The sequence below is a fragment of the Rhodococcus sp. NPDC060090 genome (assembly GCF_042729855.1).
Lineage (GTDB): Bacteria > Actinomycetota > Actinomycetes > Mycobacteriales > Mycobacteriaceae > Rhodococcus.
Window position 1 is genome coordinate 1 of the sequence record NZ_JBHWXB010000007.1, and the last position, 18,427, is coordinate 18,427.

Genomic DNA, 18,427 nt, shown 5'->3' on the forward strand with positions numbered 1-18,427 from the left:
ACTGGCCGTGCTGCAGAGGGGTAGTGGCTGTCGCATGACTCGAGGGGTCAATTTTCGGTTGCCGGAAAGGGGTCAGTTTTCAGGTGCCGTTGACAATTCTGACCGCCCTGTCACCGGAACTCCCCGCGGGACGAGGTCCCGGTTCAGTGTGAGAGCACTCATGCCTGGGTACTGTCCGCTGTCGCCGGGGCAGGATTCGGGTCGCACACACTCGCCCACCGAACTGCGACCAGGAGGCTTGTCTGCTCCGGCCCGCCAGGGCGTGTTGATCAAGTCGATCTCTGGTTGATCCTGGTGACGACTGGCGGGGCCCAGTCCCGTCGAGGATTGCTTCTTTCGGCCAGTACGCACGGATCTAGTGCCGCATCACGCAACGTTTGCCCTGTCGACGATCTCCCGTAGCCGCCGGTCCTCGGCGTGCTTGTTGCGCCAGATGATGTAGCGACGGATCATCGACGCCTGCTCGCGGTGACTGCTGTGGTCGGTGCCGTCGAGCGCGAAGTACCGCAACGCGGTGAACTGCGCCTCGATCCGGTTCAACCACGAACTGTTCGTCGGGGTGTACGCGAACTCGACGTTGTTCGCCTCTGCCCACTCGGCGACTCGCCGACATTTCTTGGTGGTCAGGTGCGGTGAGAAGTTGTCGCACACGATCGCAACACGGACATCGGCCGGATACAAGCTGCGCAGGTAACGGCAGAACTCGAGGAACTTGGTGCGGTTCTTCGTCGTCTTCACATGACCGTACAGCTTGTCCTTTCCCAGGTCGTATGCGGCGAACAGGTGCCGCACCCCGTGCGGACGGGTGTAGGTCGCCCGCCGCCGGCACCGCGGCTCCCGGTCCGGGTCCTTGTGCTTGCCGCCACGCTCGGCCCACTGCCGGCCCGGATGCGGCTGCAGATTCAAGGGTCCGAACTCGTCGAGACAGAAGATCACCTGTGGCTCATTGGGATCGGGCGTCACCTCACCATCGGCGATCGCATACAGATGCTCGACCCGGGCCTTCTTCACCGCGTACTCGGGGTCCCGAGATCTCTTCCAGGTCTTCACTTTTTGAAAGGAGACACCCTCCTCGCGGAGCAGCACGCGCAGAGTTTCGTGGCTGATGTCGTCGACCACCCCCTCGGCGACCAGGAACTCGGCGAGTTTGGTCAGGCTCCAGGTCGAGAACGGCAGATCGTGCTCGACGGGGGTGGACTTGGCGATCTTCTTGATCTCCCGGCGTTCGGGCAGGGTGAACTTCTTCGGTCGCCCGCCGGCGTACTTCGGGTACAGCGAGTCGAACCCATCGGTATTGAAGTTGTGGATGACATCGCGGACCCGGTCCGCGCTGGTGAAGCTGACCTCGGCGATCTTCGGCACCGGCATGCCCTGGGCCGAGAGCAGGACCATCTGGGCGCGTCGCCAGGTCACCACCGATCCGGTGCCTCGGCGGATGATCCGCACCAGCCGTCTGCCTTCGTCGTCGTCGAGTTCTCTCACTCGTACTCGTTCCGCCACTCGACCAGGCTGACCGATCCCGTGGCCGACACTCCGCAACCGGTCGGCGTGTCGGCCAGAACGGGCAAAGGTTCACGGGTGCGGCACTAGATGGAGAAGTCGTCGGCTGGTGCGGGGATCCAGTTGCTGTGCGGCGCGGATGTTGGTCGAACGTTGCCCAGGTAGAACGTGAGAGAGCCGTCATCGTCGCGGACAAGGTCGGGGTTCTTGGTGCCGAGCGAGTAGCGGCCAAGGTCGTACTCGAAATAGAAGTGATGCTTGTTGTACAACGTCATGGAGAAGAAGCCGTCCACGGGGGGCAGTTCCCCGGGTGCGAATGTGACGGTGTACTGATGGGTGCCGATGAGTTGGTCGCCGGCGGTGACGGTGTCGGTGAATATTTACTTCGTCTCCTGGGGCACGTTCTCGAACATGTTCGATCGGGCAATCGCGGTGCGGGTGAGGTAATCGGTCCCGAACGTGGAGTTGTTCTTCGGGGAGTAAGCCGTTTCCCGCGGCCGGGCCGTTGTGCTCCCACCGCAGCAGCGGGGTGATCACGTCTCGTTCGGTCTCCCTGGCCGCCTCGGCCAATGCCGCCTTGATAGCGGGGTCAGAGTCGGCTACCGCGAGCACGGCACGGAATTGCTGGTAGAACGCTTCCTCGCCGGGCAGGGGCGGCACAGCGTCGAGGACTTCTGGGAGGTGATCGAAGTAGCGGTCGGGGTCGACCCAGTGGATCTCGTCGGCCGGGACATCGCCCGGCACAGGGAACGAGGCACGGATGCCCAGTCATACTCCTTGACGGCACCGTCGAACTCGTCGAGCGGATAGATGTTGACCTTCCGGATGAGTTCGGCGACCGATCGCTTTCACATAGGCCGGTGTCATCACGGTTCCCGGCATGGGGCGGCTGCTGCTGCGGTCATCATGGCTCCTCATCTCGCGAACTCGTGTCTTCGACCAACCTATCCGCCGGTCTGCAGGCGTCAGGCCAGTAATGAAACACCAAACACACCCGGCATCGTCTCGGCTGCGTGCCCCGAGACGCTTGCGATGGTGACTCGAACTGAGGTCTCCGACGAGATGTGGGCCATGATGGAGCCGTTGCGGCCAGCAGTATTGGGGAGATCGCGGCCCTGGACAGACCACCGGCTCGCGGTCGAGGGAATGGTGTGGCAGCACCGCACCGGGGTGCCAGGCGGGACGTGCCGGAGGTTCGGGAAGTGGAACTCGATCTACAAGCGTTTCAACCGGTGGTCGGCCGACAGCACCTGGGAGCAGTCGAAACCTCGACACCAGTTCGACTGCATCTCGACGACCCGAGCAGTATGCGACCAGCGGCACTGCACCGATGTCAGCTCGACCAGCGGGTCGGCCGATCAGCGGCCGGGCTGGCAGTCAACGGCCGCTGGTGATCTGCCCGCTGGAGATTTACTCCGCGCGGAGCGAAACCGGGACCGCACGCCATCACCGCGATCGGGCAGGTCGACGTGCGCCTACGTGCCGCGGGATCAGGGAGATGTATCAACTTCCCGGCAATGCCGAAAGACAGTTGACGAGCCTCACGACCGGGATACCCAGCGGAATCAGGATGACCGTCACGCACAGCAGCGCACCGACGAGCCAGAGCACGGCCGCAAGGACCCCCGTACTACTCACCCAGGCCCCGTAGCAGTTCCATGTTGACCTCCTGTCCATTTCTGCGCGCCTGCGCTCTGGGGTGCACCTGGCTGTAGAGCAATTCTGCACACCGGAGCGCCGCATCCCAGGGACGGAAACCCCTGGGGCGGAAGCGAGAGCGTGACCTCGATGAGGCGGACACAAGCGTGTACGCAAGGCCGACGTGTGCTTCGAGCGTCTGAAGTGTCTGGTGATGGCAGCAGCACTGATTGCCCGATCATCTGGTCCGCAGCCAAAGCATGGCCTCCGGCCCGCCCGCGCCGCGATTCACCGGACACGGATGACCAAAGAAGCGGTAACTCTTCTGCGGCGACGCACTTTCCGAGGAAGTCAGCGTTGCAGCCAACCCAGCGAGGAAGATATCGATGCCGCGTTCGAGTTCGGCGGAGCCGTCGTACGAGGGCCAGTGACGACGCCAACCCGCGCAGGAGCGGGAATTCTCCGATCGGCAGCCGATGTAGCCCCAGGCGCAGTAGGTCGTCGGATTCTCCGGGCTGCTCGACAAGTTTTTGCTTTTCGTCACCGACCCGCACAAACCTTGAGTGATACCCCCCAGGTCACGAAAATGCGCCCGGCGTGCGCATTTTACCCCAATTTTTTGAGTGTGTTCATGCAGGCGACGTGCATCCACCGATCCTGTGCAGGACTTACAGGAAAACAAGGCTCCACCTGGAATTATGATAGAGAAGGCCGTACGATACTCCCGTATTTCCCGAGAGGCCGCGCGGGAATGTCGGTGAGATCGCGGGAGCTGAGGAAGTTCAGTTCAGTGGGTAGAGCATCTCGGCGGTCGCGGCGTAGGCGATGTCGAAGTCGACGGCCAGCACGGCTTCGACCCGCCCGACCACCGCGCGTGGTTCCCAGCTCTGCCCGGTGCGGCTGCGCCACGCGGTACCGGCGGTGTCGATGCCCCACAACGAGCCGTCCTGCGCGGCGGAGAGCAACGCCAAGGACGGGGCGCCGGGTACCACGGTGAAGGTGAGCCCGGAGTCGGTGCTGTGTTGCAGCCCGGCGGTGGTAGTCGCCCACACCCCGCCGTCGGTGACAGCGAGCGCGGCCGCGGCCATCGGAGCGCCTGGGGTCCAGCTGGTTCCGCCGTCGGTGGAGGTCAGCAATCCGGTGGTGCCGTCGAAGCCGACCAGCAACATGCCGTCGGTGGCCAGGGCGTGAAAATCCACCTCGCCGGTCAAGGATTTCGGGGTCCAGGTGCGGCCGCCATCGAGGCTGTCGATCAGCCCCAGCGGGTTCGGCGCCGAACTCGACGGCCCCGGATGCCCGGACGCGAACAGACGGTCAGTGCCCGGCACCCCGGTCAGACCCATGAAGTCGTCGTCGGAGCCCCCAACTCGGGTGGTGCGCCCGTTCGACGCGATCTCGACGAGGCCAGTATGGGTGCCGGCCAGCACCACACCGTCCGCATCGAGGTGCAGACCGTGCAGATGATCGAGTGCCGGTTCCAACGCGGTGGCGGACACTTCCGATACTGAGGCTGGTGAGTCCGAATCCGCTGGGGTGGTGGTTTGTTCATCGGTAGCACAGCCGGCGAGGACAGCCACCGCAGCAACAGGAGCCAGGACACGCGCCCACCGGCGCAGGGGAAGAATCGACATGAGAGAAAGGAACTCGTTTCGGATCGATGGGGTGCCGGCTCAGGAGCGAGCCAGGCGGGTGGGGTCGAGGTCGAGGCGGCGCAGCAACTGGGCGTTGAGTGCCACGACGATGGTCGAGACCGACATCAAGATCGCGGCGACCGCCGGGGAGATCGCAACCCCCGCGAAGGCCAGCACACCGGCGGCCAGCGGCACAGCGATGACGTTATAGCCGGTCGCCCACACCAGGTTCTGCCCCATCTTCCGATAGCTGGCATGGGAAAGTTCGATGATCGACAACACCGCCCGCGGATCGTTCGCCGCCAGCACCACCCCGGCGGATTCGATGGCCACATCGGTGCCGGCACCAATCGCCACACCCACATCGGCGCGGGCGAGCGCCGGTGCGTCGTTGACGCCGTCGCCGACCATCGCAACCTTGTGACCGCGATCCTGCAATTCGGTGACCTTGGCGTCCTTGTGTTCGGGCAGTACCTCGGCAAAGACCTCGTCTATACCGAGATCTGCGGCCACCGCCTCGGCGACCTGCCGCGCGTCACCGGTGATCATCGCGACCTTCACCCCGCGAGCATGCAACGCGTCGATCGCCTGGCGCGATTCCTCGCGCACTGAGTCTTCGAGCGCGACCGCGCCGAGGACCCGCTCACTGTCGGCGACGTGCAACACCGAGGCGCCGCGTGCCACCCACTGCTGGGCCGCGGCGGTGACGTCGGCCGGTACCGACAACGACAGGTCGCTGAGCATGGCCGGGCCACCGACAGTCACCTCGGTGCCGTCGACGAGTGCGCGCACCCCACGCCCGGGCAGCGACCGGAAGTCGGTAGCGATGACCTGCTCGGACGCCGGGACCCGAGACTCGGCCGCGGCCACGATGGCCCGCGCCACGGGATGTTCACTGTCGGCTTCGACCGCCGCGGCCAGCGCCAGCAACTGCTTCTCGCCGATGTCGGCGGTGGAGGTGACGCCGGTGACCTGATGCCGGCCCTGGGTCAACGTGCCCGTCTTGTCGAAGAGCACCACGTCGACGGTGCGCATGCGTTCGAGCGCGAGCCGGTCCTTGACGAGCACCCCGGCGCGGGCGGCGCGTTCGGTGGAGATCGCGATGACCAGTGGGATCGCCAACCCGAGAGCGTGAGGACAGGCGATGACCAGGACGGTGACGGTGCGCACCACGGCCTCGTCGATGTTGCCCAGCAGCGACCACACCGCGAACGTGAGCAGGCCCGCGACGGTGGCGAAGTAGAACAGGAACGCGGCGGCCTTGTCCGCCAGCGCCTGCGCGCGGGACGAGGAGGCCTGGGCGTCGGCGACCATCCGCTGGATGCCTGCTAGAGCGGTGTTCTCGCCGACCGCGGTGATGCGCACCCGCAGGGCACTGTCGGTCGCCACGGTCCCGGCGACGACGGTGTCGCCGACCTCGCGGGTGACCGCCTTGGATTCGCCGGTGATCATCGATTCGTCGACCTCGGCGCGGCCGTCGGTGACGGTGCCGTCGGCGGGTACCCGGGCTCCGGCGCGCACCAGCACCAGATCCCCGAGCGCAAGCTCCGACAAGGGAACGTCGGCGGTACCGGTGTCGGTGATCTTTTCCGCGGTGTCCGGCAGCATCGCCGCGAGGGCGTCGAGGGCGCCGGAGGCGGAGCCGAGGGCGCGCATTTCGAGCCAGTGCCCGAGCAGCATGATCACGATCAGCAGGGCCAGTTCCCACCAGAAGTCCAGGTTGAACCCGCCGAGACCCAAGGTGGTGATCCACGAGGCGAGGAACGCGACGGTGATCGCCATGGCGATCAGCAGCATCATCCCGGGTCGGCGCGAGCGTAGTTCGGCCCAGCCGCCGGTGAGGAACGGCATGCCGCCGTAGACGAAGATCGCTGTGCCCAGGATCGGGGGGATCCACATGGCGCCGGGGAAGTCCGGCATGGTGTAGCCGAGCAGGTCGGCGACCATGTGGCTGAAGAACACCACCGGTATCGAGAGCACCAGCGACACCCAGAACCGGCGGCGGAACATTTCCCCGTGTGCCCCGTGCCCGGCGTGCCGATCATGCCCGCCGTGGCCTGCATGGGCGTCGTGGTCAGCGTGGGTGTCGTGGCCGACGTGCGCATCGTGCTGCTGAGGTGGCGGGCTCTGGACGTCGGCGCCGGGCTCGTGTCCGGCGGGCGCCGGGTCCGGGTGGGGGTGTCCGTGCTCCGGATGCGACATCGAAAAGCCTCCTGGGGTGGCGGGGCCGAGAGGAAACCAGGCGGGACCTGCCGGTTACAGGGTGGTCAGCAGCTCACGCATGGTCTCGATCTCCTGCTGCTGGGTGTCGACGATGGTGCGGGCCATCTCCACCGCGTCGGGGAACTGTCCGTCCTCGATCTCGGTCTGCGCCATGTCGACCGCGCCTTCGTGGTGGGCGATCATCTGCTCGAGGAACAGGCGAGCGGCCTCAGTGCCCTGCGCATCGGACAGTGCCTGCATGTCCTCCTCACTCATCATCCCCTCCATCTGCATTCCCCCCATACCGTCCATGCCCTCGTCCATGTCCATGCCGGGCATGTCGTTGTTTCCGGTCTCGGGCATCTCGGTGGGCTCGCCCCACTGCTCGAGCCAGGACTCGAGCTGTTCGATCTCCGGGCCCTGAGCGGCCTTGATCTGCTCGGCCAGGGCGGTCACGTCCGCGGGAATATCCTGCTTGGCCAGCAGCATGTCGCTCATCTCGATGGCCTGACTGTGGTGCGGCAGCATCATCTGCGCGAACATCACATCAGCGTCGTTGTGCGCTGCGGCCTCGTCGGCGGCCGAGGTACTCGCCGAGGTCGTGGCGGGCGAGGTCGCGACGGTGGTGTCGGTGTCGGTCCCGGTGTCGCTGCACGCAGCGGCGGCGAACACCACCGCCAGTGCGGTGGCGCCGACGGCGAGAACCTTCTTGTTGTTCATGGGTAGATCCCTAAGTTTGTAGGTGTCTGGGGTAAGTGCCCTGGATGCCCAGAGCGGTGGGGTGTAGCTGATGGGTTTTTGCTTCGGTCGAGGCTCGGAAGGACTGGCTGCCCCACCGCGCTGGACGCTCCGACTGCTGATTGAGAGCTTGTTGCGGATCGTCGTCGCTGTTTAGGGATCTGTCGGCGGGGTTGTCCACGGGCATGAACTGCGAGGTCAGGAGCACACAGATGACAACTCACCCGGAGATATGGGTCGGAATCGATGTCGGCAAAACAACGCATCACGCGTGCGCCGTCGACAAGGCCGGCACGACGATATTCAGCCAGAGGCTCGCCAACGACCAGACCGCGATCGAAGCCGTCATCGCCCGCGCCGGCCGGACCGGCGATCAGGTGCGGTGGGCGATCGATCTGACCAGCCCGATGGCGCTGCTGCTGATCAGCGTGTTGCTCGCCGCCGACCAGACGGTGACGTACGTGCCTGGCCGGGTGGTCAACACGATGACCCACGGATTCCGCGGAGAAGGGAAAACCGACGCCAAGGACGCGAAGGTGATCGCCGAAACAGCCCGCCTGCGCCGAGACCTGAGCCAGGTCACGATGCCCGACGAGCTCGTAGTCGGACTGGCCCAACTGACCAGCTACCGCACCGACCTGATGTCGGACTGGGTCGCCGGAATCAACCGGCTGCGCTCGCTGCTCGGATCGATCTTCCCGGCACTCGAGGCCGCGTTCGACTACTCGAACCGAGCCCCGCTGATCCTTGTGACCGGCATGTGTACCCCAGCCGAGATCCGCGACGCCGGAACGGAAGGAGTCGCAACATATCTCGCCAATGGCGGCGCCTGGAAGCCGGGTATCGCCAAGACCGCAGTCACGGCGGTCGAGGCCGCGCAGCGGCAGACGCTGACCCTGCCGGGCGAAGCTGATACCGCGATGTTGATCAAGCGCATCGCGCGCAAGCTCCTCGATCTCGATCGTGAAATCAAGGACACCGACAAGCTCGTCACCACACGATTCCGTCAGCACCCGTGGGCGCACATCATCGAATCCCTGCCCGGGATGGGGCCGGGACTGGGCGCGGAATTCCTCGTCGGCACCGGCGGCGACCTGACCACTTTCGCCAGCGCTGGACGCTTGGCATCCTATGCCGGGCTGGTGCCCGTCCCACGTGATTCCGGCCGGGTCTCCGGGAACCTGCACCGCCCGAAACGCTACAACCGGCGCATGCGCAGGGTGTTCTACATGGCGGCGCTGTCCAGTCTGCGCTACAAGAACGGGCCGTCGCGACGCTTCTACGACCGCAAACGCAGTGAACGACAGGTCCATACCCAAGCTCTCCTAGCCCTGGCTCGACGCCTGGTCGATGTCCTGTGGGCACTGCTGCGGGACGGCCGAGAATTCAGCATCGACAACCCGGCTCCGGTCACGGCTGCGGCTTGACACGGTCATTGAGAGTCCTTTCTGGAGCGGTCGTCGACCAGGGAGCTGGTCGACGCGAGGCGGGACAGACAGGAATCCAGGCGGCAGACCTGAGCCTAAGCCAGGTAGGACACGGTGGTCATCATCCCGGCTTCCTGGTGATACGCGTTGTGGCAGTGCAGCGCCCACTGGCCGGGGTTGTCGGTGTCGAATTCGATCTCGACGGTGCGCATCGGCCCGATCGTGACGGTGTCCTTCCGCAGACCGGTGTCGGTGAGCGCGAAGGTATGTCCGTGCAGATGCATCGGGTGGAACATGTCCGACATGTTCCGCATCCGCATCCGCACCCGCTGCCCTTCGGTTACGTTCAGCGGCGGAATGTCGGGGTGGGCACGGCCATTGAGGGTCCACCGGTACGGCGTCATGGTCCCGCCCATATCCACGCTGTGATACACATCGTGGTCTTGCTCGGCCAGGCGCACATAGTCGCGGGGCGTGAGGTCGGTGCCGAGCAGCACCTGCCGGTCCAGCTCGCCGGGGCGAGGTTGGGCGGGTAGTTCGCCGGCGGCGGTGCGCACCAGGGCCTGTCCGTGCCCGGTCTTGCCTTCTGCCTGGGCGAACAACGGGAAGATGCCGTCGCCGAGGGTGACGAGCACATCGAAGCGTTCGCCCATGCCGATCAGCAGGGCGTCGGTGTCCTGCGGGACGACGGGGAAGCCGTCGGTGTGGGTGATCGTCATCCGGTGCCCGCCGAGGGCGACGCGGAAGGCGGTGTCGGCGCCGGCGTTGATGAACCGGATCCGTGCCCGCTGCCCGGGTGTGGCGGTGAACACGATCGGGTCCTCGGGGACCCGTCCGCCGACCAGGAAGTGCGGGTAGCTGACGTCCCCGGCGCCGCCGAGCAGCGGGGAGAGCATCGTTTCTTCACCCATGTCCATGCCGTCCATGTCCATGGCGCCGTGGTCCATCCCGCCCATCCCGGCATCGCCACTCTCACTCGGGGCGGCGCCGATGCCCAGGTCGCGGGCCACCTCGTCGGGGGTGCGGCCGGTGCCGTCGAGCCAGTCGTCGAGTACCACGATCCATTCGTGGTCGTATTTGCCGGGCTCGTTCGGGTCGTCGATGACCAGAGCCCCGTACAGGCCGCGGTCGAGCTGGAGCCCGGAATGCGAATGATAGAAGTAGGTGCCCGGATCCGGGACCGTGAACTCGTAGGCGAACCGCGCCCCGGCAGCGATGGGATCCTGGGTCAGCCCGGGCACCCCGTCCATGTCGTTGCTCAACGCCAGCCCGTGCCAGTGCACGCTCGTCTCGGCCGGAAGTTGGTTGTCGACCTCCACCCGCAGCAGATCCCCGGCACGGGCCCGGATCAGTGGCCCGGGCAGACTCTGGTCGTAGCCCCAGGTCGAGACGATACGCCCGCCGAGGTCCACCTCGACCGGGCGCGGCGTCAACCGGGCCGTGACCACCTGCTGGCCGCCCGGGCTGCGGCGCGCTTGCTCGGCACGGCGTACCGCAGTCGACGAGGGCTGCACGGGGGCACCGGTCGGCGAGCCCGAGCCGGAACAGGCCGCCAGGACTCCGGCGCCGGCAAGGACTGATCCGAGAAGGAAGGATCGGCGGGTCAGCTCAGCCATGGATATGCCCCTGCCGGTGATCGGTCGCGGTGGTGTCGTCGGGGTGCATCAGCACCTGCCGGCGGGCCATGAATTCGTCGAAGTCGATGTCGCCGCGGGCGAAGCGTGCTTCGAGCAGCTGCAGCGGATCGGCCTCCGCGGTGGTGCGACCAGGCCCGTGGGCGCGGTCGGTGCGGAACATCATGGCCACCAGGTAGATCACCACCGCCCAGAACGCGACCATGCACACGGCCATGACGATCCATCCGGTCCAGGTCAGCTCACCTGCCCAGCCCATCATGGTCGCCTCCTTTCCCAAGTTCGTGTCTCCAGCCTGGCGCGTGTACCCCCCGATTCCTGTGGAGGTCGTATGAAGATTTGCTCAAGAAGCCCCACCGAGGCGTCGACACCAGGAATGGCTGGCGAAGATGGACGACATGGACTCCTCCGCTCGCACCCCTACCGCGACCAGCGACCCGGCGGCGCCGCAGCGCCCACTGACCGGGTTGCGGGCGATGGTCGTCGAGGACGAGGCGCCGTTGGCGACCCTGATCGGCTCGTATCTCGAACGCGACGGGTTCGAGACCGCGATCACCGGTGACGGCGCCGACGCCGTCACCCTTGCCCGGCAGGTCGACCCCGATGTCGTGGTCCTCGATCTGGGCCTGCCCCATCTGGACGGGGTCGAGGTGTGCCGGCAACTGCGCACCTTCTCCGACGCGTATGTCGTGATGCTCACCGCCCGCACCGAGGAGATCGACACCCTCATCGGGCTGTCCGTCGGCGCGGACGATTACATGAGCAAACCGTTCAGCCCCCGGGAGTTGATGGCCCGCATCCAGGCCATGCTGCGCCGTCCCCGCACCGGTATCGCCGCACCGAGGCCGGCCGAAAGCGCCGCCGCGGATCTGGTCCACCGTGTCGGTGACCTGGCCCTCGATGTCGACGGCCGCGAGGTCACCGTCGCCGGGATGCCGGTGGCGTTGACCCGCACCGAATTCGACGTCCTTGCCGCCCTGGCACGCGATCCCGGCGTGGTGCTCACCCGGGCTCAGCTGATCGAGGCGGTGTGGGGGCCGAGCTGGACAGGGGATGAGCACCTCGTCGATGTGCACATCGGGCATCTGCGCCGCAAACTCTGCGACGACGCCACCCGCGGCCGTTACGTGCGCACCGTCCGCGGCGTCGGCTACCGGATGGGCACCGGAGCATGAACCCCCGAACCTCCGTGTCGGGGCCGTCGGAGCGGCGCGCGTTGACCGGGTCGAGCTTCGGCACCCGGCTGTTTCTCGCACTGACCGTGGTGGTGGTCGGCTGCGCCGTCAGCGCCTGGATCGTCGCCTCCGCACTCGCCCCCGGCATCTTCCACGACCACCTCGGCCAGGCCGGCATCGACCACAACTCCAGCCAGGCCGCCCACGTCGAAATGGCCTTCACCTGGGCGATCGTCCTCGCGTGGGGCATGGCGATTGCGATCGCGGTGCTACTGGCGCTGGCGGTGAGCTGGTATCTCACCCGCCGTGTCCAACGCTCGCTGACGGCGGTGACCACCTCGGCTGCCCGGATCGCGAGCGGCCGCTACGACACCCGCGTGCACAGCCCCGGGCTGGGCCGTGAATTCGACGAACTCGCAGTCACGGTCAATGAGCTCGCCCGCCGTCTCGAGGCCACCGAAAGCACCCGGCGCCGGATGCTGTCCGATCTCGGCCACGAGATGCGCACTCCAATCGCCACCCTCGACTCCTATCTCGAAGCCCTCGACGACGGCGTCCGCACCTTCGACGACGACACCCGCCAGGTGTTGCGCGGCGCCACCCACCGGCTGGGTCGTCTCGCCCAGGACATCACCGCGGTCTCACGCGCCGAAGAACATCTCACCCGCATCCGACCGGTGCCGACGACCACCGGTGCGCTGGTCACAGCCGCGGTCGATGCGGTGCGCGAACGCTACGAGAGCAAAGGCGTCGTGTTGCACAGCCGGATCGACGACTCCATGGTTGTAGCGGCAGATCCCGACCGTCTCGGTCAGGTGTTGGGCAACCTGCTCGACAACGCCCTACGCCATACCCCGGCCGGCGGCACCGTCACCGTTGCCAGCAGTCGAGCGAACTACGATCGGGTGGAGATCACGGTGGCTGATACCGGTGAGGGCATCGCCTCTGATCACCTCGATCATCTCTTCGACCGCTTCTACCGGGCCGATACCGCCCGCGACCGCAGCCACGGCGGCACCGGGATCGGACTGACCATCACCCGAACCCTGGTCGAGGCGCACCACGGCCGCGTCCGGGTCCACAGCGACGGGCCCGGCCGCGGAGCGTGCTTCACCATCGAACTGCCGATCATCAAGCTCTGATCTGCTGGGGCATCACACGATTCCACGCCCCGACATGCGCCGCAGGACGAACCGGAGAGGTCTTTCCCCTACGTGTAAGGAAAGCAGGCCGCAGGACTCTTTCACCTTGAATCGGCGGCATTCGTATCAACTCGAGTACCTCCGCGGCGTACCCGGCCTACTACCGCAACCGCGGCGGTCCCGATCAGGGCTTCGGTGAAGCTCAATCCCGGTGCTCCGGCTAGCTGTAATGACCAGGGACATTGTGCACGGCGTGGCAGCGACAGATAGGTGAGGACCTCCGGTATCGGTGTGGTTACCACAACTGCACCGACAACCGAGAGGTCCTCGTGTCCCACGCTAATGCCTTGCTCGCCCCGAAGGGCAGATTGAAACTCGCGATGACCATCGTTGTGGAGGGTTGGACGATCCGGCGCGCAGCCGAACGGTTCCAGTGCTCACCCACCACAGCCAAGAAATGGGCGGATCGCTACCGGGCCGGCGGCGAGGCGGCGATGGTCGACCGCTCCAGTCGCCCGCAACGCAGTCCTGGCCGTACCCCGACCAAGACTGAACGGCGAATCGTCAACCTGCGCTTCACGCGGCGCTGGGGGCCACACCGCATCGCCTTCCACCTGCACCTACCTCGGAGCACCGTCGGAACGGTGTTACGACGCTTCAAGATGCCGTTGTTGCGACATCTGGATCAGAACACCGGGTTGGCGGTCCGGCGGCCGAAGCCGGTTCGCTACGAACACGACGCGCCGGGTGATCTGATCCACGTCGACATCAAGAAATTGGGCAAGATCCCCAACGGCGGCGGCCACCGCAAGCTCGGGCGCCAAGAAGGCAAGCGCAACAACACACGCCAAGGTTTGGGCTACGCATTCATCCACCACGCCGTCGACGACCATTCCCGGCTGGCCTATTCGGAGGTCCTGGGCGATGAGAAGAAGGAAACTGCCTCAGCGTTCTGGATCCGCGCCAACGCCTACTTCAGCCTCCACAACATCATCGTCAAACGAGTCCTCACCGACAACGGATCCTGTTACCGATCAAGGCTATTCGCAGAAACACTCGGTGACGATATCAAGCACAATCGGACCAGACCGTACCGGCCGCAGACCAACGGCAAAGTCGAACGGTTCAACCGAACCCTGAATCAGGAATGGGCCTACGCTCACACCTACCTCTCCGAGGATGCCCGCGTAGCGACCTACCAGACCTGGGTCCATGACTACAATCACCACAGACCCCACACAGGCATCGGCGGAAAATCACCCATCGACCGCATCATTGTGCACAACGTCCCCGGGAAGAACAGCTAGCGAGGCCAGCGGCAGCAACGGTCCGTCGGTCTGTCCGAAGGCGAGACGGCCCCACGGAAGGCCACCGAACAGCACGCGCGCACGCACCGCCTCGGTGACCACCCAGGCCCCCGGCGATACCGGTTCCGGTGCGGTGCGGCATACCCGCACGGCCGCGAACTCGGCGACAAACAGCGTCAGCGCCAGCAGATACACGGCGAAAGTGGTTTCGAGCTCAGATCGGAGTAGCGGGCGAGGGTCCCGTCGATCCACATGCGCTAATGGTCTTTATGGGGAAGCCGCCGACGTGTCGAGTAGCAGGCGTTGGCACAGGTCGGTGAACTCCGATCCCCACCCCGCTTGGTCGGTGCGGGCCAGTCCCCCGGGCTCGACGGCGGTGGCTTCGCCGACGGGGCTCAGCCGCACCCAGATCCGGCAGCGTTTGATCACCAGCGAGGCCAGCAGTCCACCCATCATGGTGATGGCGAAGACCAGCACCCAGTTCTGGGCGGGATCGTGGGCGACCTGTGGATAAGCAAATTCCTCGGCGCCGTCGAACCTCACCGTCGTGCCAAGATGACCGCGAACGGGCGATGAGCATCACACCGCCGACGATCTGAATGTGTCGCGAATGCCGCCGTAGCCATCCGATACCGCGCAACGCCGACGCCGACCCGAATGCCACGGCCACGAACGGCAGGCCCAGCCCCAGGCACTACGCGACGATCAGCAGCACTCCGCGGGCTGCGGTGGCGCCTTCGGTGCGGCAGCCCCGGACAGCGTCGGGCCGAGGCACGGCGTCCATCCAAGAGCGAACACCACGGTGCACCCCGCGACGAACAGACCGGCGGCGACGGTGACCCCGTTCGATGACCGGTTGCAGGTCCTCGTCAACAGCGCTCGTAGGAATACCGCAGCCACCCGATGGCCACCCGATGCTGCCGACCGAGCACGGGATGACACCGGTGGGAAATTGTCGCCGAGGGCGGTCAGGGCGCGCATCGGCGGGTCGTAGATCAACGGGTAGGTGACCTGGTTGTCGATGACAAAGTCCTGCGCCTGGTCACGCTGGGGATCGCGGACGTTGATCCGAGAAACTGCACGTCCAGGTTGCAGGTAGCACCGAAGGCCCTTTCGAGGTAGTCGGTTTCGCTGCGACCCGGTGCGCACCACGAGGCCCAGAGATCGAGCAGTGGCGGTTGACCCTGTCCGCGGTGCCCCGTCGAGGAGACCGAGGGAGGACACCGAGCGCCCGATCGTGCAGCGGTCCTTGTCCTACCGATCGGCCGGGAGCGGTTGGTGGGTTTCGTACATGCGTACGGCCACGATCAGCGCGGACGTAGCGCTGGCGGCGGCGGCCACCCAGACGGCCGCGTGCAGACCCATCAGGTCGGCGACGATCCCGCCGAGGATCGCCCCGACCGCGTAGCCCAGATCGCGCCAGACACGGTAGACGCCGACGGCGCGTCCACGCCAGAGCGGGTGAGCGACGTCGCCGATCACAGCCAGGAGGGTCGGATAGACCATGGCCGTACCCGCACCGACCAGCACGGTGCCGATCGCCCAGCCTGTGAACGTGTCGCTCTGCGCGATGACCACCAGAGCGACCGCCTGAGTGATCATCCCCGCGGTGATCAGATGTTTGCGTCCGATCTGGTCCGAGACGGCTCCGGTGACAGATTGGCCTGCTCCCCACACTGCCGGATACAGAGCGAACAGCAGGCCGATCTGTGCCACGGTGAGATCCGCGGTGGCGAACAATAATGGGAAAAAACCCCACGAGAGACCGAAATTGAGGTTGTTGACCAGTCCCGCCTGGCTCGCCGAGGACAGAGCGGGTTCCCGCAGGCTCGTCTGGACCAGGATCTGCCGGTTGGTCAGATCCGCGTGGAGATGGTCGTGGAGACCGTCGGCGCGGGCCACGTGATGCCCGGCGTCGAGCAGCGCGTGCGCCCGGGTCTCCTTCACGAAGACACCCGACAACAGCAGTGCCAGAGCGGCATATGCCAGCCCCAGCAAGAAGGGCGCGGGCCGCAGACCGAAATGCTCGGCCAGGTAACCGGCGAACAACGAAGTCACGGCGACGGCACCGTAACCGGCAGCCTCGTTGAGGCCCATGGCCAGGCCGCGCCGCGACGGGCCGACCAGATCGATCTTCATCACGACCGTCGTGGACCAGGTCAGTCCCTGATTGATACCCAGCAGCACGTTGGCGGCCACCACCCACCACCAGTCGGGGGCGAGAACGAGCATCAGGGGCACTGGTAGGGCGAACAACCATCCCGCCAGCAGTACGGGTTTGCGTCCGTAGCGGTCGGAGAAGGTCCCGGCGAAGTAGTTGGCGATCGCCTTGGTGATACCGAAGGCCGCTACATAGGTGAAGATGAATGTGTAACCGCTCAAACCGAATTCGCCCTCAGCCAGCAACGGAAGTACAGTCTGCTGCTGACCGACCATGCCTCCGACCAGAGCATTGACGGCCACGAGGAGTGCGAACTGGGCGGCGTTGGCACGTAGGCCCAGCACCGGAGGCCGGGGCGTGTCCCTGGTGCTCACGACCCGGCCTCCACGGCCTGGGCTGACGATCCCGTCTCCGGGCCGGAGATCACCGCTTCGACCGCTACTAGTAGGACTTTGTTACGTCGGGAAGGCGTGGTGACACAGTGGGCAGGTACCGATCCAACGAGCAAGCGCGCGTTGGAGTTCACGGAGGATTCCGTAGAGGGTCAGTCCTGCCCAACCGCTTTTGGGTCGGTCAACCGTAAGGTGGTGATGAACAGGTGAGCGGCGGTGACCAAGGTGGCGTGGTGATGCCATCCCAGCCAGGAACGTCCCTCGAAATGGTCAAGCCCAAGACCGGTTTTCAGCTCCCGGTAGTCGTGCTCGATACGCCAGCGAATTTTGGCGAGGCGGACGAGTTCGGCCAGCGGCGTGTCTGCCGGCAGGGTCGACAGCCAGAAATCGGTGGGCTCCTCGGCACCGTCCGGCCACTCGGCCAGCAACCACACCTGCGGCAGCGTGCCGTCCTCACCGCGGGAGATGTCGCGGTTCGCCGGACGGACCCGCAGGGCGGCGAACCTCGAGCGCATCGCCGCGGTGGGGTTGCCGGGGTCGGCCTTGGTGCCGTGGCGCCACGTCACGTCCCGCAGAGCGGAGGTTCCGGCGGCGAGGACCAGATCCTTGCAGGTCGAATGCGGATCCTGGTAGCGCGGTGTCGGCGGGCGTCCGCGCCCGGTGTACGCCGCGGCCTCTGGGACGACGCCACCGGGATAGGCCGTGGTAGCGCCTTTGACGGCGACGACATAGCCGATGCCACGGTCGGTCAGGCCCTCACGAAACGCGGTGGCGTCGCCGTAGCCGGCGTCGGCGGCCACCATCGGCGGGACCCGGCCCCACTCGATCAGCTCGTCGATCATCTCGAGCGCCAACTCCCACTTGCGGCGATGATGCTCGCCGGTGGGGACCGCGGACCGCATCCGGCGAGCGGTGATCGCCGCGACCGCCTCGGGGTCGGTCGTGGACTGATCATCCCAGCTCTCGGGCAGAAACAGCCGCCAGTCCAAGGGCGCCGAGGCGGCATCGGTGGCGGCATGCACACTGACCGCGATCTGACAGTTGCCGACCTTGCCCAACGTTCCCGAATACTGCCGCGCCACCCCGGGCGAGCCGTCCCCGTCCTTGGCGAAGCCGGTGTCGTCGATGACCCACGCGTCCGGATCGATCAGATCGCATGCCTTACGCGAGAGCGTCTTCCGGACCGGGACCACGTCCCACGGCGAAGTCGTCACGAACTGCTGCAGGCGCTGGTGGTCCACACCGAGGCGCTGCGCCATCGGTTGCATCGATTTGCGGCGGCCGTCGAGCATCAACCCCCGCGCGTACACACCCGCGGTCGCCCGCTGATCCTTGCGCGTGAGCGAGGAGAACACTTCCTCGACAAACACATCGAGACGTTCACCGGCGTTCGTCAGGGCTGCAGCATCCACCCCGTCATCGTCTCGAGAATCACGCCGAATCTCGAGCCCTCACAGCCGAAGTGACAAACCTAACAAAG

Annotated in this window: 15 protein-coding genes and 5 pseudogenes; 5 read left to right on the top strand and 15 right to left on the bottom strand. The window is 66.0% G+C overall.

The annotated features are described in order from the left end of the window. Positions 1-366: 366 nt before the first annotated feature. A complete protein-coding gene (locus ACFWCF_RS11070) occupies positions 367-1,500 on the bottom strand; it encodes an IS630 family transposase (protein ID WP_378560898.1) in 1,134 nt (377 codons plus the stop codon). Positions 1,501-1,586: 86 nt separating this feature from the next. Further along, positions 1,587-1,880: a DUF1214 domain-containing protein gene (locus tag ACFWCF_RS11075; RefSeq protein WP_378561458.1), complete on the bottom strand. Its 294-nt coding sequence runs from the start codon at positions 1,878-1,880 to the stop codon at positions 1,587-1,589. Between the two features lie 682 nt (positions 1,881-2,562). Here ACFWCF_RS11075 and ACFWCF_RS11080 point away from each other — a divergent pair. After that, positions 2,563-2,748, top strand: a pseudogene (locus tag ACFWCF_RS11080) (transposase); the annotation flags it as partial. Positions 2,749-3,003: 255 nt separating this feature from the next. Here ACFWCF_RS11080 and ACFWCF_RS11085 read toward each other — a convergent pair. The 5 genes and pseudogenes from ACFWCF_RS11085 to ACFWCF_RS11105 all read right to left on the bottom strand — a co-directional run bounded on the left by ACFWCF_RS11085 (position 3,004) and on the right by ACFWCF_RS11105 (position 7,691). Continuing rightward, the gene (locus tag ACFWCF_RS11085) at positions 3,004-3,138 is read right to left on the bottom strand and encodes a hypothetical protein (protein ID WP_378492903.1); all 135 of its coding nucleotides are present in this window, start codon (positions 3,136-3,138) and stop codon (positions 3,004-3,006) included. Between the two features lie 238 nt (positions 3,139-3,376). Further along, positions 3,377-3,680: pseudogene (locus tag ACFWCF_RS11090) on the bottom strand (hypothetical protein); the annotation flags it as partial. A gap of 240 nt (positions 3,681-3,920) precedes the next feature. Further along, positions 3,921-4,769 carry a F510_1955 family glycosylhydrolase gene (locus tag ACFWCF_RS11095; protein WP_378560901.1) on the bottom strand — a complete coding sequence of 283 codons (849 nt, stop codon included), beginning with the start codon at positions 4,767-4,769 and terminating at the stop codon, positions 3,921-3,923. Positions 4,770-4,808: 39 nt separating this feature from the next. Then, entirely contained in the window at positions 4,809-6,971 is a 2,163-nt protein-coding gene (locus tag ACFWCF_RS11100; RefSeq protein WP_378560904.1) for a copper-translocating P-type ATPase, read from the bottom strand. 54 nt (positions 6,972-7,025) lie between these two features. After that, a complete protein-coding gene (locus tag ACFWCF_RS11105; protein WP_378560907.1) occupies positions 7,026-7,691 on the bottom strand; it encodes a DUF305 domain-containing protein in 666 nt (221 codons plus the stop codon). Between the two features lie 230 nt (positions 7,692-7,921). On the opposite strand from ACFWCF_RS11105, the gene ACFWCF_RS11110 reads away from it, so the two are divergent. Next, positions 7,922-9,136, top strand: coding sequence for an IS110 family transposase (locus tag ACFWCF_RS11110; RefSeq protein ID WP_378560910.1), 1,215 nt, complete (start codon positions 7,922-7,924; stop codon positions 9,134-9,136). Between the two features lie 95 nt (positions 9,137-9,231). Here ACFWCF_RS11110 and ACFWCF_RS11115 read toward each other — a convergent pair whose 3' ends face one another. Further along, entirely contained in the window at positions 9,232-10,752 is a 1,521-nt protein-coding gene (locus ACFWCF_RS11115; protein ID WP_378560913.1) for a multicopper oxidase domain-containing protein, read from the bottom strand. Continuing rightward, the gene (locus tag ACFWCF_RS11120; protein ID WP_378492898.1) at positions 10,745-11,032 is read right to left on the bottom strand and encodes an SHOCT domain-containing protein; all 288 of its coding nucleotides are present in this window, start codon (positions 11,030-11,032) and stop codon (positions 10,745-10,747) included. Before ACFWCF_RS11120 ends, ACFWCF_RS11115 begins: the two co-directional genes overlap by 8 nt. A gap of 136 nt (positions 11,033-11,168) precedes the next feature. Between ACFWCF_RS11120 and ACFWCF_RS11125 the strand changes: the two genes are divergently transcribed. The 3 genes from ACFWCF_RS11125 (at position 11,169) to ACFWCF_RS11135 (ending at position 14,394) form a co-directional block, all read left to right on the top strand. Then, the gene (locus ACFWCF_RS11125) at positions 11,169-11,945 is read left to right on the top strand and encodes a winged helix-turn-helix domain-containing protein (protein ID WP_378492897.1); all 777 of its coding nucleotides are present in this window, start codon (positions 11,169-11,171) and stop codon (positions 11,943-11,945) included. After that, positions 11,942-13,087 carry a sensor histidine kinase gene (locus ACFWCF_RS11130; RefSeq protein WP_378560916.1) on the top strand — a complete coding sequence of 382 codons (1,146 nt, stop codon included), beginning with the start codon at positions 11,942-11,944 and terminating at the stop codon, positions 13,085-13,087. The genes ACFWCF_RS11125 and ACFWCF_RS11130 overlap by 4 nt, the downstream gene beginning before the upstream one ends. Before the next feature lie 329 nt (positions 13,088-13,416). Then, a complete protein-coding gene (locus tag ACFWCF_RS11135; protein ID WP_378560919.1) occupies positions 13,417-14,394 on the top strand; it encodes an IS481 family transposase in 978 nt (325 codons plus the stop codon). On the opposite strand, the gene ACFWCF_RS11140 is transcribed toward ACFWCF_RS11135, so the two are convergent. From ACFWCF_RS11140 to ACFWCF_RS11165, 6 genes and pseudogenes are all read right to left on the bottom strand, one after another. Then, positions 14,344-14,646, bottom strand: a complete 303-nt coding sequence (locus ACFWCF_RS11140; protein ID WP_378560922.1) for a hypothetical protein — start codon at positions 14,644-14,646, stop codon at positions 14,344-14,346. The genes ACFWCF_RS11135 and ACFWCF_RS11140 overlap by 51 nt on opposite strands. Positions 14,647-14,661: 15 nt before the next feature. Next, positions 14,662-14,946 (bottom strand): annotated as a pseudogene (locus tag ACFWCF_RS11145) (cytochrome c biogenesis protein ResB); the annotation flags it as partial. Positions 14,947-14,962: 16 nt separating this feature from the next. After that, positions 14,963-15,192, bottom strand: a pseudogene (locus ACFWCF_RS11150) (cytochrome c biogenesis protein CcdA); the annotation flags it as partial. A gap of 43 nt (positions 15,193-15,235) precedes the next feature. After that, a pseudogene (locus ACFWCF_RS11155) lies at positions 15,236-15,578 on the bottom strand (TlpA disulfide reductase family protein); the annotation flags it as partial. Positions 15,579-15,648: 70 nt separating this feature from the next. Further along, positions 15,649-16,929 carry an MFS transporter gene (locus ACFWCF_RS11160; protein ID WP_378560925.1) on the bottom strand — a complete coding sequence of 427 codons (1,281 nt, stop codon included), beginning with the start codon at positions 16,927-16,929 and terminating at the stop codon, positions 15,649-15,651. A 170-nt stretch (positions 16,930-17,099) separates the two neighbouring features. Further along, positions 17,100-18,359, bottom strand: coding sequence for an IS701 family transposase (locus tag ACFWCF_RS11165; protein ID WP_378560928.1), 1,260 nt, complete (start codon positions 18,357-18,359; stop codon positions 17,100-17,102). Positions 18,360-18,427 lie beyond the last annotated feature (68 nt).

Excerpts from the sequence above, each read along its gene's own strand:
- ACFWCF_RS11125 (WP_378492897.1), top strand. The coding sequence starts at position 11,169 with ATGGACTCCTCCGCTCGCACCCCTACCGCGACCAGCGACCCGGCGGCG.
- ACFWCF_RS11100 (WP_378560904.1), bottom strand. The coding sequence starts at position 6,971 with ATGTCGCATCCGGAGCACGGACACCCCCACCCGGACCCGGCGCCCGCC.
- ACFWCF_RS11130 (WP_378560916.1), top strand. The coding sequence starts at position 11,942 with ATGAACCCCCGAACCTCCGTGTCGGGGCCGTCGGAGCGGCGCGCGTTG.
- ACFWCF_RS11105 (WP_378560907.1), bottom strand. The coding sequence starts at position 7,691 with ATGAACAACAAGAAGGTTCTCGCCGTCGGCGCCACCGCACTGGCGGTG.
- ACFWCF_RS11115 (WP_378560913.1), bottom strand. The coding sequence starts at position 10,752 with ATGGCTGAGCTGACCCGCCGATCCTTCCTTCTCGGATCAGTCCTTGCC.
- ACFWCF_RS11095 (WP_378560901.1), bottom strand. The coding sequence starts at position 4,769 with ATGTCGATTCTTCCCCTGCGCCGGTGGGCGCGTGTCCTGGCTCCTGTT.
- ACFWCF_RS11120 (WP_378492898.1), bottom strand. The coding sequence starts at position 11,032 with ATGATGGGCTGGGCAGGTGAGCTGACCTGGACCGGATGGATCGTCATG.
- ACFWCF_RS11110 (WP_378560910.1), top strand. The coding sequence starts at position 7,922 with ATGACAACTCACCCGGAGATATGGGTCGGAATCGATGTCGGCAAAACA.